This window comes from Acrocarpospora macrocephala, assembly GCF_009687865.1.
Lineage (GTDB): Bacteria > Actinomycetota > Actinomycetes > Streptosporangiales > Streptosporangiaceae > Acrocarpospora > Acrocarpospora macrocephala.
In genome coordinates this window covers 1-16,361 of record NZ_BLAE01000067.1, presented here as the reverse complement: position 1 = coordinate 16,361, position 16,361 = coordinate 1, and the positions used below count along the sequence as shown (strand labels likewise).

General features: G+C 68.2%; 14 protein-coding genes and 1 riboswitch. Of the genes, 12 read left to right on the top strand and 2 right to left on the bottom strand.

Annotated features, from left to right (window positions below; all coding sequences use genetic code 11):
* Nucleotides 1-431 precede the first annotated feature (431 nt).
* Nucleotides 432-1,052 carry a TetR/AcrR family transcriptional regulator gene (locus Amac_RS42445; RefSeq protein WP_155360105.1) on the bottom strand — a complete coding sequence of 207 codons (621 nt, stop codon included), beginning with the start codon at nucleotides 1,050-1,052 and terminating at the stop codon, nucleotides 432-434.
* A gap of 61 nt (nucleotides 1,053-1,113) precedes the next feature.
* On the opposite strand from Amac_RS42445, the gene Amac_RS42440 reads away from it, so the two are divergent.
* Nucleotides 1,114-2,310, top strand: a complete 1,197-nt coding sequence (locus tag Amac_RS42440; RefSeq protein ID WP_155360104.1) for a carbohydrate kinase family protein — start codon at nucleotides 1,114-1,116, stop codon at nucleotides 2,308-2,310.
* 148 nt (nucleotides 2,311-2,458) lie between these two features.
* Nucleotides 2,459-3,667 carry an aminotransferase class III-fold pyridoxal phosphate-dependent enzyme gene (locus tag Amac_RS42435; RefSeq protein WP_155360103.1) on the top strand — a complete coding sequence of 403 codons (1,209 nt, stop codon included), beginning with the start codon at nucleotides 2,459-2,461 and terminating at the stop codon, nucleotides 3,665-3,667.
* Here the strand turns inward: Amac_RS42435 and Amac_RS42430 are convergent.
* The gene (locus Amac_RS42430) at nucleotides 3,651-4,751 is read right to left on the bottom strand and encodes a GNAT family N-acetyltransferase (RefSeq protein WP_155360102.1); all 1,101 of its coding nucleotides are present in this window, start codon (nucleotides 4,749-4,751) and stop codon (nucleotides 3,651-3,653) included. The two genes, Amac_RS42435 and Amac_RS42430, sit on opposite strands and share 17 nt — an antisense overlap.
* Nucleotides 4,752-4,859: 108 nt before the next feature.
* On the opposite strand from Amac_RS42430, the gene Amac_RS42425 reads away from it, so the two are divergent.
* From Amac_RS42425 to Amac_RS42380, 10 genes are all read left to right on the top strand, one after another.
* On the top strand, nucleotides 4,860-5,723 hold the full coding sequence (locus Amac_RS42425; RefSeq protein WP_155360101.1) for a tRNA (adenine-N1)-methyltransferase: 864 nt from the start codon (nucleotides 4,860-4,862) through the stop codon (nucleotides 5,721-5,723).
* Between the two features lie 197 nt (nucleotides 5,724-5,920).
* A complete protein-coding gene (gene arc, locus Amac_RS42420) occupies nucleotides 5,921-7,693 on the top strand; it encodes a proteasome ATPase (RefSeq protein ID WP_218041628.1) in 1,773 nt (590 codons plus the stop codon).
* A 357-nt stretch (nucleotides 7,694-8,050) separates the two neighbouring features.
* Nucleotides 8,051-9,217, top strand: coding sequence for an acyltransferase family protein (locus Amac_RS42415; protein WP_246269057.1), 1,167 nt, complete (start codon nucleotides 8,051-8,053; stop codon nucleotides 9,215-9,217).
* 91 nt (nucleotides 9,218-9,308) lie between these two features.
* Complete coding sequence (dop, locus tag Amac_RS42410; protein ID WP_155360099.1) at nucleotides 9,309-10,826, top strand: depupylase/deamidase Dop; 1,518 nt, start codon at nucleotides 9,309-9,311, stop codon at nucleotides 10,824-10,826.
* Between the two features lie 33 nt (nucleotides 10,827-10,859).
* A riboswitch (cobalamin riboswitch) is annotated at nucleotides 10,860-10,974 on the top strand.
* A gap of 31 nt (nucleotides 10,975-11,005) precedes the next feature.
* A complete protein-coding gene (locus tag Amac_RS42405) occupies nucleotides 11,006-11,200 on the top strand; it encodes a CbtB domain-containing protein (protein WP_170317135.1) in 195 nt (64 codons plus the stop codon).
* Nucleotides 11,200-11,919, top strand: a complete 720-nt coding sequence (locus tag Amac_RS42400) for a CbtA family protein (RefSeq protein ID WP_155360097.1) — start codon at nucleotides 11,200-11,202, stop codon at nucleotides 11,917-11,919. Before Amac_RS42405 ends, Amac_RS42400 begins: the two co-directional genes overlap by 1 nt.
* Before the next feature lie 2 nt (nucleotides 11,920-11,921).
* Nucleotides 11,922-12,545 carry a histidine phosphatase family protein gene (locus Amac_RS42395; protein ID WP_155360096.1) on the top strand — a complete coding sequence of 208 codons (624 nt, stop codon included), beginning with the start codon at nucleotides 11,922-11,924 and terminating at the stop codon, nucleotides 12,543-12,545.
* Between the two features lie 97 nt (nucleotides 12,546-12,642).
* Nucleotides 12,643-14,937, top strand: coding sequence for a VWA domain-containing protein (locus tag Amac_RS42390; protein ID WP_170322941.1), 2,295 nt, complete (start codon nucleotides 12,643-12,645; stop codon nucleotides 14,935-14,937).
* Nucleotides 14,938-14,955: 18 nt separating this feature from the next.
* Nucleotides 14,956-15,552 (top strand): cob(I)yrinic acid a,c-diamide adenosyltransferase, encoded by a 597-nt coding sequence (cobO, locus tag Amac_RS42385; RefSeq protein ID WP_155360094.1) that lies wholly within the window; start codon nucleotides 14,956-14,958, stop codon nucleotides 15,550-15,552.
* The coding region (locus Amac_RS42380; RefSeq protein WP_155360093.1) for a cobyrinic acid a,c-diamide synthase CobB at nucleotides 15,546-16,361 on the top strand (816 nt) is incomplete at its 3' end. The genes cobO and Amac_RS42380, both read left to right, overlap by 7 nt.

Sequence of the window (16,361 nt, the reverse complement as noted above, 5' to 3'; positions counted from 1 at the left end):
TATTGGGGCTCCGCCCCTCCCCGCCGTAGCCGTGGTCCTTCCACCCGGGCCTTTGCGATCGCTTGGGTTCGCCCTCACCCCAACCTCGGTCGCCATCAAGGGCCGTGGCCCTGGTCCTTCCACCCGGGCCTTTGCGATCGCTTGCGTTCACCCTCACCCCAACCTCGGCCGCCATCAAGGCGGCAATCGCCGCCCCTTAGTCCGTATGTGCCGAGCCCGCCGTGCCGGAAGCGCGGTCATGGATTCAGCCGCACCTGTGTTTGGAGTGAAGGGCGCTGGTCGTGGGGTGGTCGGAGTGGCGGGGGAAGGCACGGGTTAAGGAGCGGCTGGGCTCGCCGTGCCGGAGGCGTGGCCATGGGTGCAGCCGCACCTGTGTTTGGAGTGAAGGGCGCTGGTCGTGGGGTGGTCGGAGTGGAGAGGGGAGGCACGGGTTAAGGAGCGGCTGGGTTCGCCGAGTCGGAGGCGTGGCCGTGAGTAAGGCGGTCTAGTTCGGATTGCATGATGCGTTCCATGCGGGTGTTGTCGGCGGGGTAGAGGAGGCGGTGGACGCTGAGGCCGTCTACCAGGGCCAGGAGGCGTTCGGTGATGTCGTCGAGGTTGTCCTGGGTGGTCAGTTCGCCGGTGTCGCGGGCTGACTGGAGGAGGGTGCGGATGAGGCGGCGGAGGTCGGCGGCCTCTTCGCGCTGGACCTGGAGGAGGGCGGGGGAGCTGATGCTGCGGGCCCAGAAGCCGATCTCCAGGCCGGTTTCCTGGACGCGTTCCTCGTCGAGGGGGAGGTTGTCGAGGAGGACCTCGCGGAGGGCGGTCAGGCCGGTGCGGCCGGCGAGTTTGGCCGTCAGGCGGGCGGTGATGCGGCGGTGCGAGGACTGGAGGGCCGACAGGAGGATGTCGTCCTTGTCGGTGAAATAGTGGGTGAGGACGCCGTTGGAGTACCCGGCTTCCTTGGCGATAGCGCGGGTGGTGGCCGCCTCGATGCCGTCGCGCAGGATGATGCGTCGCGCGGCCGCCACGACTTCCTGGCGGCGCTCCTCGTGATTCACGATCTTTGGCATGATTCCCCCGATCAAACCGGCTGTTGACATTTTAGTCGGACGCCCGTCTATTATCCAGGGCATGACCGTCCTCACCCTAGGCGTCCATATCGTGGACGTGCTGGCGCGCCCGGTGGAGTCCATTCCGGCCGGCCAGGACACGCATCTGGTGGAGCAGGTCCGGATCACGGCCGCCGGGGCCGCCGCGGGCACGGCGGTCGATCTCGCCAGGCTCGGCGTCCCCGTCGCCTCCGCGGGAGCGGTCGGCGACGACGAACTCGGCGACTTCCTACTGATGATTATGGCCAGACATGGCGTCGATGTGGCGGGCGTGGCGCGAAAGTCCGGCGAGCAGACCGCCGCCTCGATCCTCCCGATCCGTCCGGATGGCGGCCGCCCTTCCTTCCACGTTCCCGGCGCCAACCTCGGCTTCGCGCTCGCCGATCTTGACCCGGCCCGGGTCCTTGGCGCGAAACTGGTCCATCTGGGCGGCATGGACGCGAGCTGGGGCCTTCATGATCCAGCCTTCTTCGCGTTACTCGACGAAGCCCGCGCGGGCGGCACGATCATCACCATGGACCTGCTGTCCAACATGCCCGACCTGATGCCCGCCGCGAAGGTCTTCCTCCCGCACCTGGACTACTTCCTCCCCAACGAGGAACAAGCCCTCATGATCACCGGTGCCGCCACCGTCGAGGAGGCCGCCACCGCCCTCCTCGCCGAAGGCCTGACCGCCGCACTCATCACCCTGGGCGCCCATGGCAGCCTGGTCGCCACCGCCGAGGGCACCACCCACATCCCCGCCCTGGACATCGAGGTCGTCGACACCACCGGCTGCGGAGACGCCTACTGCGCGGGCTTCATCGCCGCTCTCACCAACGGCCGCTCCGTCATCGCCGCCGCCGAACTCGGCACCACGGTCGCCGCCCGCGTCGCCGGAGGCCTCGGCTCCGACGCGGGCTTGAAGGACGCCCGAAACTTACTGTCCGACGCCGGAGGCCCAGGCTTGGACGCAGGTCCGGACAAAGCCTTGAAGGCACTGTCCGACGCCGGAGGTTCAGGCTTGGATGCTGGTCCGGACAAAGCCTTGAAGGCACTGTCCGAGGCCGGAGGTTCAGGCTTGGGCGCGGGTCCAGACGACGCCCTGAACGCACTGTCCGACGCAGGAGCTTCAGGCTTGGATGCTGGTCCGGACAAAGCCTTGAAGGCACAGTCCGACGCCGGAGGTTCAGGCTTGGATGCGGGTCCGGACGACGCCCCGAACACACTGTCTGACTAAGAATCCCGGCGGAGCGCCGCCAGGCTCTTCTGGCGCCGGTGCGGCGAGAGGGAGTGCGATGGCAGACGGCGCCGGATAGCGGCGAGTAACCCGGTGGCCTGCCATTCGGTTGGCCCCGTCACCAGCTCGATTGGATGCGAGGATCTTCATGTCGATGGACGCGGAGTTGCGGGCGCGGGCCGCCAAGGTCATTCCGGGTGGGATGTACGGGCATCTCAACGCCGTGCTGCATGGGGAGACGTACCCGCAGTTCTTCGTGCGGGCGGAGGGGGCCCGGCAGTGGGACGCGGACGGGCGGGAGTTCATCGATCTCATGTGCAGCTGGGGGCCGATGATCGTGGGGCACCGGAATCCGGTCGTGGAGGAGGCCGCCGCGGCGCAGCAGGCGCGGGGGGACTGCCTGAACGGGCCTGGGCCGATCATGGTGGAGCTGGCCGAGTTGCTGGTGGAGTCCATTCCGGCCGCCGACTGGGCCATGTTCTCGAAGAACGGGACCGACGCGACCACGCAGGCGCTGATGGTGGCCAGGGCGGCGACCGGGCGTACCAAGGTGCTGGTGGCGCACGGGGCCTACCACGGGGCCGATCCGTGGTGTACGCCCGGGTTGTCGGGGGTCACGCCCAACCAGCGGGCCGACAACGTGGAGTTCACGTACAACGATCTGGCCAGTGCCGAGGCCGCGGCGGCGGTGGGGGACGTGGCCGCGATCCTGGTCACGCCGTTCAAGCATGACTCGTTCGAGGATCAGGCGTTCGCGGAGGCGGAGTTCGCCAGGGGCGTACGGGCGCTGGCCGATCGGCTCGGGGCGGCGCTGGTGATCGACGAGGTGCGGGCGGGGTGGCGGCTGGACCTGCGCGGGTCGTGGGAGGGGTTCGGGGTGCGGCCGGATCTGTCGGCCTGGAGCAAGGCCATGGCCAACGGCCATCCCATCGCCGCTGTGACGGGCGTGGACGCGCTGCGCGGCCCGGCCCAGACCCTCTACTCGACCGGCTCCTTCTGGTTCTCCGCGAGCGCCATGGCCGCCGCCAAGGCCACCATCGAGATCCTCCGGGACACCGGCGGCGTCGCGCTGATGGAACGCGCGGGCGACCGCCTCCGGGCGGGCCTGGCCGCCCAGGCCGCGTCACACGGCTTCGTGATCAACCAGACCGGGCCCGTACAGATCCCGTGGCTGTCGTTCGAGGGCGACGAGACCCTGGCGCAGGGCGTCGCCTGGGCGGCCGCCTGCCTGGCCGAGGGCGTCTACCTGCACCCGTGGCACAACTGGTTCCTGTCCACGGCGCACACCGACGACGAGATCGACCGGGCCCTGCAGCGCACCGACGCCGCGTTCGCCAAGCTCAGGAGCGAATCCTGACCCAGCGGACGTCGTCGAGGCGGGTGCCGTCGGGCCCGGGCAGGAGCTCCTTCGCCACGCCCTCCCGGGTGAAACCCGCGCGTTCCAGCACGCGATGGGACGCGGTGTTCGTGGGCGTCGTCCCGGCGATCACCCGATGGATCGCGGTGTGGGCGAAGACCCACTCCACCAGCAGCTCGACCGCGCGGGTCACGTAGCCGCGCCCCCGGTATTCGGGCAGCAGGCTGTAGCCGGTCATGGCCTCGCCGAGGGTCGGGATCACGTGCGAGAGCTGGATGTCGCCCGCGAAGGCGTCCGTGGCCGCGTCCCTGATCGTGATCTCGGCCTGTTCCGCGGCCAGCCAGCGGTAGCCCGCGTTGCGGCAGCGGAGCGCGACGTCGGCGTAGCCGGGGCGGCCGGGGGGCACGTGGTGGGCCATGACCTCGGGGTCGTCCATCATGCGGTGGTAGTCGTCGGTGTCGGCGGGCGCGAGCCGTACCAGCCGGATCACGCCGTCGGTGAGCTCGCCGCCCGGAAAGTCCGGCAGGTACGGCCGGATCGGGTCGCCGGAGTCGGTGGCGAGCCGGGCGAAGGCCACCATGTCGCAGCGGGAACCGTCGCGCCGGCTGGCGGCGCCGCGCCGGATGCCCTCCCGGGCGAAACCGGACGCCATCGCCACCTTCTGGGAGCCGAGGTTCTCGATGTCGGTCAGCAGGTCCAGACGTTGTGCGCCCTGAGCGAAACGCCACGCCGAGATCGCCCGCGTGGCCGCCGTGGCGATGCCCTTCCCGCGCGCCCAGGGCGCCACCCAGTAGCCGACCTCCACGTTCCCGAACCGGTCCGGCGGCTTGACCCCGATCACGCCCTGCGGCTCGTCGGTGACCGGGTCGGCCATCACGAAGTCCGCGCCGTCCTCCGCCCAGGCCTGCTCGGCCAGCTTGTTCTTCCAGAACAGGGCGTCGGCCCGCGTGTACGGCACCGGAACGAGCGGGATGAATCGCGCGATCTCCGGGTCGGCACAGGCGCGGGCCACGGCGTCCATGTCCGCGTCCAGCGGCGGGCGGAGGTTGACGGGGCCGGCGGGGATGGTTTCACGGGGGAGCATGAACCCTTACCTACCAGGGACGAGGGCATTCCGGCGAGTCGACTTAGCGCCTCCTTGGGCGGTTTGTACGCAGGAGCCGTACCAGTCGAACGAAGATAGCCTTGCGGCATGGGTTTTCGCAGGCACGGCCCGTTTCAGGCCGGGGATCAAGTTCAGCTCACCGACCCCAAGAACAAGCGGCACACGCTGACGCTGAAGGCTGATGGGGTCTTCCACACGCACAAGGGCTGGATTCCGCATACCGACCTGATCGGACAGCCGGAGGGATCGGTGGTGCGCTCGTCGGGAGGCACCCAGTATCTGGCGTTCCGTCACCTGCTCCAGGACTACACCCTGGCCATGCCGCGCGGCGCGGCCGTGATCTATCCCAAGGACTGCGGTCAGATCATCGCCATGGCCGACGTCTTCCCGGGCGCGAAGGTGGTCGAGGCCGGGGTCGGCTCGGGCGCGCTCAGCTGCTTCCTGCTCCGGGCGGTGGGCACGGAGGGCTCGCTCACCTCCTACGAGCGGCGGGCCGACTTCGCCGAGATCGCCACCAAGAACGTGGAGAAGTTCTACGGCGGCGAGATGAAGCAGTGGCGGCTGGTGGTCGGCGACTTCGTGGAGGCGCTGGACGAGACCGACGTGGACCGGATCATCTTGGACATGCTCGCGCCCTGGGAGTGCGTCGACGCCTCCGCCCGGGCCCTCACCCCCGGTGGTGTTATCTGCTGTTATGTGGCGACAACGACGCAGTTGTCCAAGACGGTGGAGACCATCAGGGAGCACGGGAGTTTCACCGAGCCCCATGCGTGGGAGACCTTGGTTCGCGACTGGCATGTCGAAGGGCTCGCGGTCCGGCCCGACCATCGGATGGTCGGCCACACCGGGTTCCTTGTCACCGCCCGCCGCATGGCGGACGGCGTCACGCCGCCGCCGCGACGCAGGCGCCCGTCCAAGGGTGCGTACGGGGAGGGAACCGAAGGTCAGTGACGATTTAGCGGCGAACCGGCAAAGTGGCGTGACACGGGGAACAAACCATGTGTTCGATGTGCTCACGTCTATGAACCAGTCGAAAAGGCACCAAATCACCAGGCACTCAACGTAACGAGACGAACACCAGTCGGCTACGTTTTTTAAGGCCGTCAGATTGGTAGTGACTTGAGTAGTCTTTCCTCGAATGGAAGGAGGTGACGGGCGTGGCAGCTCGCGATGACGCTGAGGCTCGGGCCGCGCAGCGCGAACGGGAGGTCACTGACCTCACAACTCAGGTCTCCTTCCTTCAGGAGGAGATCACCGCGCTGCGTCGCAAACTCGCCGAGTCCCCCCGGCAGGCCAGGGTTCTCGAAGAGCGGCTTCACGACGTGCAGGCCCAGGTGGCCGCCCTCACCAGCCAGAACGAACGGCTGGTCTCCACCCTCAAGGAGGCCAGGGACCAGATCGTCGCCCTCAAGGAGGAAGTCGACCGGCTGGCGCAGCCGCCGTCCGGCTTCGGCGTCTTCCTCGAGAGCAGAGAAGACGGCACGATCGAGGTGTTCACCGGCGGGCGCAAGCTCCGGGTGAACGTCAGCCCCGCCGTGGACGTCGACTCGCTCAAGCGTGGCCAGGAGGTCATGCTCAACGAGGCGCTCAACGTGGTCGAGGCCCTCGGCTTCGAGGACGTCGGCGAGATCGTCATGCTCAAGGAGCTCCTTGAGGACGGCCAGCGCGCCCTGGTCATCTCGCACGCCGACGAGGAGCGCGTGGTCAAACTGGCCGAATCGCTGCTGGACCAGCCGATCAGGTCGGGCGACTCGCTGCTGCTGGAGCCGCGCTCGGGTTATGTGTACGAGCGGATTCCGAAGTCCGAGGTGGAGGAACTGGTCCTCGAAGAGGTCCCCGACATCTCCTACGACGAGATCGGCGGCCTGCGCGGCCAGATCGAGCAGATCAGGGACGCGATCGAGCTGCCCTACCTGCACGCCGACCTGTTCAGGGAGCACAAGCTCCGCCCGCCGAAGGGCGTGCTGCTGTACGGCCCGCCCGGTTGCGGCAAGACGCTCATCGCCAAGGCCGTCGCCAACTCCCTGGCCAAGCAGGTCGCGGAGAAGACCGGCCAGTCGGGCAAGAGCTTCTTCCTCAACATCAAGGGCCCCGAGCTTCTCAACAAGTACGTCGGCGAGACCGAGCGGCACATCCGCCTGGTCTTCCAGCGGGCGCGGGAGAAGGCCTCCGAGGGCACCCCGGTGATCGTGTTCTTCGACGAGATGGACTCGATCTTCCGGACTCGTGGGTCGGGCGTCTCGTCCGACGTCGAGAACACCATCGTGCCCCAGCTGCTGTCGGAGATCGACGGCGTCGAGGGCCTGGAGAACGTCATCGTCATCGGCGCCTCCAACCGCGAGGACATGATCGACCCGGCGATCCTGCGGCCCGGCCGCCTGGACGTCAAGATCAAGATCGAGCGGCCGGACGCCGAGGCGGCGAAGGACATCTTCTCGAAGTACCTCATCTCCGATCTGCCGCTGCACGGCGACGATCTGGCCGAGCACGGCGGCAGCCGCGAGGGCACGATCGCCGAGATGATCCAGCGGGTGGTCGAGCGGATGTACACCGAGATCGAGGAGAACAGGTTCCTCGAGGTGACGTACGCGAACGGGGACAAGGAAGTCCTGTACTTCAAGGACTTCAACTCAGGGGCGATGATCCAGAACATCGTCGACCGGGGCAAGAAGATGGCGATCAAGCAGTTCCTGGAGACCGGGCAGAAGGGCCTGCGGATCCAGCATCTGATGGCCGCCTGCGTGGACGAGTTCCGGGAGAACGAGGACCTGCCGAACACCACGAACCCGGACGACTGGGCTCGCATCTCCGGCAAGAAGGGCGAACGGATCGTGTACATCCGCACGCTCGTGCAAGGGAAGCAGGGCACCGAAGCCGGACGCTCGATCGACACTGTGGCCAACACGGGTCAATACCTGTAGACCACTCCAAACGGCGCGAACCCTCGGGTTCGCGCCGTTTCGTCATGTCCCATGATCACGTGGTTCTCCCACCCACCCTCCCTTTGGTTTGCCGCGGGCTCCGCCCGCCCCCGTCGTCTCCGTGGTCGCTCGAATGGTGCCCGGCTGGCTGCCGGGTGGGCTGGCGAAGCCACGGGGGTGTCGGGGTCGGGCGGAGCCCGAGGGCAATCAAAAGGGAGGGTGGGTGGGAGAAACCCCGGTAGCTCTGTTCGCGGTTTTGCGTGATACTTGAGCGCTCTGTGGGATTTTTGTGCCTAAGGGTTATTCCAACATGACGCATTTACGGGGGATCGCGGTGTCTGAGCTGGGAGTTCGTCCGTGACCGCGGCGCCGGCCAGGCCCAGGCGGCGTAGACGGCGGCCGGCTTCTCCGCCACCGCCGCCCGCCCGGGCGCCGATCGCCGAGCAGCCGCCCGTCGCCGGGGGACCCAGGCTCGTCGAACTCGACTTGTTGCGATTCATCGCCGCGTTCGCGGTCATGGCTTTCCACTACATGGCCGCCAGCAGATCCCTCTGGGGCGAGTACCCCACCGAGATCTTCGCCTCCGTCAACCGGGTCACCACCCTGGGCATCCTCGGCGTCGAGCTCTTCTTCCTGATCAGCGGCTTCGTGATCCTGATGAGCGCCTGGGGCCGCAGCATCGGCAAGTTCGCCGTCTCCCGCATCTCCCGCCTCTACCCGGCCTACTGGTTCACCGTCGTCGCCCTGTACGTCCTGTACAACTACACCGACGTCACCGGCTTCAAGGGCAACCTCTACCCCATCCACTACCTCATCAACCTCTCGATGTTCCAGGAGGCGTTCGGCGTCCTGCACGCGGGAGGCGTGTTCTGGTCGCTCTGGGTCGAACTGAAGTTCTACTTCCTGATCTCGATCATCGTGATCATCGGCATCAACCTGCGCCGCGCGATGGCGTTCATGTGGGTCTGGCTGGTCCTCGTCGTCGTCGCCGAATACCTCGAGAACGACCTGCTGACCGAGATCGTCATGCCCAGGCAGGCGCCGTACTTCATCGCCGGCATGGCGTTCTACCTGATCCACCGTGTGGGCCCCTCAGTGACCCGCTGGGGTTTCGTCCTGGTTGGGTACGCCTTCGCCGTCTACGCCGCCCTGGAGCGCGTACAGAGCCGGGTGGACGCCATCGGACTGAAGCGCTTCCCGGCGCCGCCGGAGGCCGTCATCGTGGCGATCACGCTCATCTTCCTGCTCATGGCGGCCGTCGCCCTCGGCTGGCTGAGCTGGGTCAAGTGGGCTCCGCTCACCACGGTGGGCGCGCTCACGTACCCGCTCTACCTGCTCCATCAGAATGTCTCGGCCGTGGTCATCCCGGGCCTTCGCGACACGCTGAACCCGTGGTTGCTCACCGCGCTGACAATGGCGGCATCTATAGTGCTGGCGTATCTCGTTTACAAGCTGATCGACCGTCCTGGCCAGCGTTTGCTTCGCCGGATTCTCGGTGGCCGGAGACCCGTACGAAACGAATAGTCGGCTCTCTGCCGTAACTGTCGGGTAACCGGGCATAGAAGAGGGGCTAGGCTCGGGATATAAACGGCGGAACGACGGCCATGGGGTGCGCATGACGGTACGGCGGGTGATGGGCATCGAGACCGAGTACGGCATCGCCGTGCCCGGTCAGCCCGGGGCGAACGCGATGGTGACCTCTTCGCAGGTCGTCAACGCGTACCTCGCGGCGTCGGCCGCGCGCGCCAGGCGGGCCCGGTGGGACTTCGAGGAGGAGAACCCGCTGCGCGACGCCCGCGGGTTCGATCTGGCCAGGGAGGCGGCTGACTCCAGCCAGCTGACCGACGAGGATCTGGGCCTGGCCAACGTGATCCTCACCAACGGCGCGCGGCTGTATGTGGATCACGCCCATCCGGAGTATTCCACGCCCGAGTGCACCAACCCCCGGGCGGCCGTGATCTGGGACAAGGCGGGCGAACGGGTGATGCACGACGCCGCCGTCCGGGCGTCGGGCATGCCGGGCAACGCCCCCATCCAGCTCTACAAGAACAACACCGACAGCAAGGGCGCCTCCTACGGCTGCCACGAGAACTACCTGATGCGGCGGGCCACGCCGTTCGCGGACATCGTCCGGCATCTGACGCCGTTCTTCGTGTCGCGGCAGGTGGTGTGCGGCGCCGGGAAGGTCGGGATCGGGCAGGACTCCCGCGGCGACGGGTTCCAGATCAGCCAGCGCGCCGACTTCTTCGAGGTCGAGGTCGGCCTGGAGACGACGCTGAAGCGGCCGATCATCAACACCCGGGACGAGCCGCACGCGGACCCGGAGAAGTACCGCCGCCTCCACGTGATCATCGGCGACGCCAACATGTCGGAGATTTCCACTTACCTGAAGCTGGGTTCGACCGCGCTGGTGCTCGCGATGATCGAGGACGGGTTCCTCACCAGCGATCTCTCCGTGGAGTCGCCGGTCGCCGCGCTGCGGGCGGTTTCGCATGATCCGACCTGCAAGTATGAGATCTCGCTGCGGAACGGGCGCAAGATGACGGCCGTACAGCTGCAGATGGAGTATCTGGAGCAGGCCCGCAAGTATGTCGAGGACCGGTATGGCGCGGGTCTGGATGAGATGACCAAGGACGTGCTGAACCGGTGGGAGTCGGTGCTGACCCGGCTGGCCGAGGATCCGATGCAGCTGTCGCGCGAGCTCGACTGGGTGGCCAAGCTGGAGCTCCTGGAGGGGTACCGGACGCGGGACAACCTGCCCTGGTCGCATCCCCGGCTTGGGCTGGTCGACCTGCAGTATGCGGACATCCGCCCGGATCGAGGGCTGTATAACCGGTTGGTGGCTCGCGGGCGGATGCAGCGGCTGGTGACCGAAGAGGACGTCGAACGCGCCATCGAGACGCCGCCGACCGATACGCGGGCCTATTTCCGGGGGCGCTGCCTGCGGCAGTACAGCGAGTCGGTGGCCGCCGCGTCCTGGGATTCTGTGATCTTCGACATTCCCGGGCGGGAGTCGCTGCAGCGAGTGCCCACGCTGGAGCCGCTGCGCGGGACGAAAGCCCACGTGGGCGAGCTGCTCGACCGGTGCAGGACGGCCGCCGACCTGGTGGCCGCGCTCACCGGCGAAGGATAGCCGGGTTGACGGGTTTGTCCGTTCGGGGGTACGTTCCCGGTGAATTGTGGCGGCGTGAGGGAAATCCGGTGTAACTCCGGTGCGGTCGCGCCACTGTAACCCTCCCGATGAGGGGAGCCAGGTCACCACCCGCCACAGACCGACGACAGGGACGCGTAATCCCGGAGGAGGACCGTGGCGTGAGCCAGCTCTCAGCCCCGCACGTTCAGCCCATTCCGCTTCGCAACCTGGCCTGGTGGGCGCTGGCCGTGCCCGTTCTCCTGCTGGTGGCCTATCTGGTCACCTTCGACCAGGGGGCGATCTCCCAGGCGGGTGACTACCTGCACGAGCTCATGCACGACGGCCGTCATCTGCTCGGCGTTCCGTGCCACTGATGATCCGCCCGCTGTTCGTCCGGGGCCTGCTTGCCGGAATCATCGCAGGACTCGCCGCGGGCGTTTTCGCCTACTTCGCCGGCGAGCCGCACATCGACAGCGCGATCGCCCTCGAAGAGGCCGCCGCGCACACCCATGCCGAGGTTCCCCTCGTCAGCAGAAGCGGCCAGGTGGGGGGATTGTTCCTCGCCACCGCTTTGTACGGCCTCGCCGTCGGCGGCCTGTTCGGCCTCGCGTTCGCCCTGGTACGGGGGCGTATCGGGCCCCGCTCCGGGAGCGTGTTGTCGATCACCCTGGCGGCGGCCGGATTCGTGGCCGTTGTCCTGGTGCCGTTCGTGAAATATCCGGCTAATCCGCCTGCGGTGGGGGATCCGGCGACGATCGGATCGCGGACGTCGCTCTACCTGGTCGCGGTTGCGATCGGGTTGCTGGCGATGGCCGCCGCCGCGGTCGCGCACCGGATCTTCGAGGTCAACGGGGAACCGGTGCGGTGGCTGGCGACCGGGTTGGGGTTCCTTGTCCCGGTCACGGCCGCGTGGGTCTTCCTGCCGGTCGTGTCGGAGGTTCCCGAGGGGTTTCCGGCGGACTTGCTGTGGGACTTCCGGGTTTCGTCGCTGGGGACTCAGGTCGTGTTGTGGGGGGTGCTGGGGGTTTCGTACGCGTACCTCTGGCATCGCAGTGAACGGGTGGCCGGGGCGCCGCAGGGCGTACCGGCCTGATCGTGGCTGCGCGAGCGGCGCGGGTGATCGTGGTCGCGCATGGCAGGACGGCGGCCGTCAGGGCCGCCGCCTTCCCGTCCCCTGACGACGTTCTGGAGCTCCCGGCAGCCGGGGACGTCGTCAAGGGCGAGGGGCGGGCCGGGCCCGAGGAGCGTTGCCTGGGTACGGCGCGGTGGCTGGGCGTGGCGGCGGTCGCCGATCCGGGGTTGCGTGACTGCGATCTCGGGCGATGGCGGGGGAGAACGTTCGCCGAGGTGGCGGCGGAGGAGCCCGAGGGCGTACGGGCCTGGCTGAGCGATCCCGGCGCGGCGCCGCACGGTGGTGAGTCGGTGGCCGGGCTGATCGCCCGGATGGGGGAGTGGCTCGGTGGGCTCCCGCCTGGGCGGTCGCTGGCGGTCACTCATCCGGCGGTCGTCCGGGCGATGGTGGTGTCGGCGCTGGGGCTGCCGGATGCCGCGTACTGGCGGGTGGACGTTCCGCCGCTGGGCCGAGTCGAATTGAGCGGATTCGATGGGCGCTGGAACCTTCGCTTACCACAATGGGGACCTTTGATGGGGGCTTCACGAGGGTCTGAAGGGATTTTTCCTGGTTTTTCGGCTATTTCGGAGGGTGGTTTTGAGGGATAGCGGTGGTGGATTCCGTCATTTGACCAGCCTTCTGAGGTTTCGGTCTTGAGAAAAGGGCGTATCTGCGGTGACGTATCCGTTTAGCGCGGTTGTTGGGTTGGCGGATCTGAAACTGGCGCTCGTGCTCAACGCGGTGTCGCCGCGCGTGGGCGGCGTCCTGGTCCGGGGGGAGAAGGGCACGGCCAAGTCGACCATCGTGCGGGCGCTGGCCGCGCTGCTGCCGCCGGTGGAGGTGGCGGAGGAGTGCCGGTTCTCTTGCGATCCGAGCGCTCCTGATCCCTTCTGCCCGGACGGGCCGCATTCGGGTGCCGGGCTGGTACGGGCCGCGCGGCTGGTCGAGTTGCCGGTCGGCGCGTCCGAGGACCGGCTGGCCGGGTCGCTTGATCTTGAGCGGGCGCTGACCGAAGGGGTCAAGGCGTTCGAGCCGGGGCTGCTGGCGGCGGCGCATCGGGGGATCTTGTACGTGGACGAGGTCAACCTGCTGCACGACCATCTTGTCGATCTTCTTCTGGACGCCGCCGCGCTTGGGACGTGCTATGTCGAGCGGGAAGGGGTGTCGGTGCGGCATGCGGCCAGGTTCCTGCTCTCCGGGACGATGAATCCCGAAGAGGGGGAGCTCCGGCCGCAGTTGCTCGATCGGTTCGGGCTCACCGTGGAGGCGCGGGCGTCGCGGGATCCGGCGGAGCGGGCGGAGGTCATCCGGCGGAGGCTCGCGTATGAGCTCGATCCGGAAGGATTCGCCGCGCGGTGGTCGGCGGAGGAGGCGGAGCTCGCTCGGCGGATCGCCGGGGCTCGTGCGCTTCTGCCCGGCGTGAGGTTGCCGGATGCGGCGTTGAAGCAGATCGCGACGGTTTGCGCCGGGTTTGAGGTGGATGGCATGCGGGCGGATATCGTCACCGCTCATGCGGCGATGGCGCATGCTGCCTGGCAGGGGCGTACCCGGGTGATTTCGGCGGATGTGCGGGCGGCGGCACGGCTCGCGCTGCCACATCGGCGGCGCCGGGATCCCTTCGACGCGCCAGGCCTGGACGAGACCAGGCTCGACGAACTCCTGAACGATTTCGACGATTACCCGGACGACGACCCCGACGATCGTGCACGTGAGGGCGAACCCGGAAATATCAACACATCCGAGTCCGGTGACGCCGGAGCCGAGCCCAGCGCGGCCGGGTCAGAGGATGAGGGCGGGTCGGGCATGTCCGGATCGGCTTCCTGGGAGCCGGACGCGTCAACGGACTTGGGCCCGTCGGACGGGTTCGGGCCACCGGATTCCGCCGGAATGCGGACGGGTTCGGGTCAACCTGGAGCAGAGGGCCGGGAGGGGGACACTCTGAGATCGGCGGATCCAGGCAGTGCGGGTTTGGGGGAGGGAGGGGCATTCGCGGAGGCGGGTGCGCCCTATCGGACCAGGATTTTCACTGTTCCCGGGGTCGGCATGGGTGTTCCGGGGCGGCGGTCACGGGCGCGCACGCCGGATGGGCGGACGTCGGGATCCCGCCTGCCCGATGGGCGGGTCACGAGCGTGCATCTGATGGCGACCCTCCGGGCGGCCGCTCCGCATCAGCGGTCGCGTGGTGCGGGGGACTTCGGGTTGCCGGTGGAGAGGGCTGATCTTCAGGGGGTGGCTCCGGGGCAGCGGTCGCGTGGGGTGGAAAGTCCCGGGTTGCGGGTGGAAGAGGCTGATCTTCAGGGAGCGGCTCCGGGGCAGCGGTCGCGTGGCGTGGAAGGTCCCGGGTTGCGGGTGAAGGAAGCTGACCTTCAGGCGGCTTCGGGTCAGCGGTCGCGTGGGGTGGAAGGTCGTGGGCTGCGGATTGAGAAGGCTGATCTGCGGGAAGCCGTTCGTGAGGGCCGTGAGGGTAACCTCGTGCTGTTCACCGTGGACGCCAGTGGGTCGATGGCCGCGCGGAAGCGGATGGGGGCGGTTAAAGCGGCCGTGTTGAGTTTGTTGCTCGATGCGTACCAGCGGAGGGACAAGGTCGGTTTGATCACTTTTCGGGGGGAGGCGGCGGAGCTGGTGTTGCCGCCGACGTCGTCGGTGGAGGCGGGAGCCGCGCGGATGCGCGATCTTCGCACGGGAGGGCGGACGCCGCTCGCGGCGGGCCTGCTCAAGGCCGCTGACGTGCTCCGTGTGGAACGGCTCCGCGACCCGGCCCGCCGCCCGCTGCTCGTCATCGTCACCGACGGCCGCGCGACCTTCGGCCCGAACCCCCGCCAGGCCGCCACCCTGCTCACCCAGGTGACCACCGTCGTCGTCGACTGCGAATCCGGCCCGATCCGGCTCGGCCTCGCCACCGACCTGGCCATGCGGATCGGCGCGCTTCCCGTTCGCCTGGACGCGCTCGCCGAAGGCGGCCTGGCCCAGGTGGTCCGGGCCACCCGGCTGGCCGCATGAACCACGAGGAGAGGTCACATGCCGCAGGGCAAGCCTGACCAAGTGCCCGAAGACGGCCTCACGACACGGCAACGCCGCAACCGGCCGCTCGTGATCGTCCACACCGGACCCGGCAAGGGAAAATCCACCGCCGCGTTCGGGCTCGCCCTCCGCGCCTGGAACCAGGGCTGGCCGATAGGCGTGTTCCAGTTCGTGAAGTCCGCCAAATGGCGCATCGGCGAGGAAGCCGCCCTACGCGCCCTCGGCGAGCTCGGCCCACCCGTCACCTGGCACAAAATGGGCGAAGGCTGGTCCTGGATCAAGAAAGCCGGCACCGAAGACGACCACGCCGCCGACGCCCGCGAAGGCTGGAACCAGATCAAACGCGACCTCGCCTCGGAAACCTACCGCCTGCTCGTCCTCGACGAATTCACCTACCCCATCAACTGGGGCTGGATCGACATCGAGGACGTGACCACCACCCTGACCACCCGCCCCGGCACCCAACACGTGATCATCACCGGCCGTAACGCCCACCCCGACCTCCTCACCATCGCCGACCTGGTCACCGAAATGACCAAGATCAAGCACCCCATGGACACCGGCCAAAAGGGCCAGCGAGGCATCGAATGGTGACGATGCCGCGATTGGTCATTGCCGCGCCCGCCTCAGGAGCGGGCAAAACGACCATCGCCACCGGCTTGATGGCCGCCCTCGTCCGGCGCGGCCTGGCCGTCTCACCGCACAAGATCGGCCCCGACTACATCGACCCCGGCTACCACGCCCTCGCCACCGGCCGCCCCGGCCGCAACCTCGACCCCTGGCTCACCTCCGAAGACCTGATCGCCCCCCTCTTCCTGCACGGCGCCGCCAACGCCGACATCGCGATCATCGAAGGCGTCATGGGCCTCTACGACGGCATGCGCGGCACCCCCGACTTCGCCTCCACCGCCCACGTCGCCCGCCTCCTCGAAGCCCCCGTCATCCTCGTCGTCGACGCCACCGGCCAAGGCCAGTCCGTCGCCGCCCTCGTCCACGGTTTCGCCTCGTACGACACCCGCGTCCGCCTGGCCGGAATCATCCTGAACCGCGTAGGCTCCCCACGCCACGAGGAGGTCTGCCGCGAATCCCTGGAATCCACCGGCCTCCCGGTCCTGGGCGCCATCCCCCGCACCCCCGCCGCCACCACCCCATCCCGCCACCTCGGCCTCATCCCCGCCGCCGAACGCCACACCGAAGCCACCACGACCATCCCGTCCCTAGCCACTCTGATCGAGTCGACTTGCGACCTACCCGGCCTTATCGCCCTCGCCCACCGCGCCGCCCCGATCTCGGCCACCGCTTGGAACCCCCAAAACGCTGTCGCCACAAGCGCGAACGCAGGAGCTGCGAGTGGCGGAGCCCTCACATCGGTCGGGCAAGGCGCCACGGGTGATGGATTGACG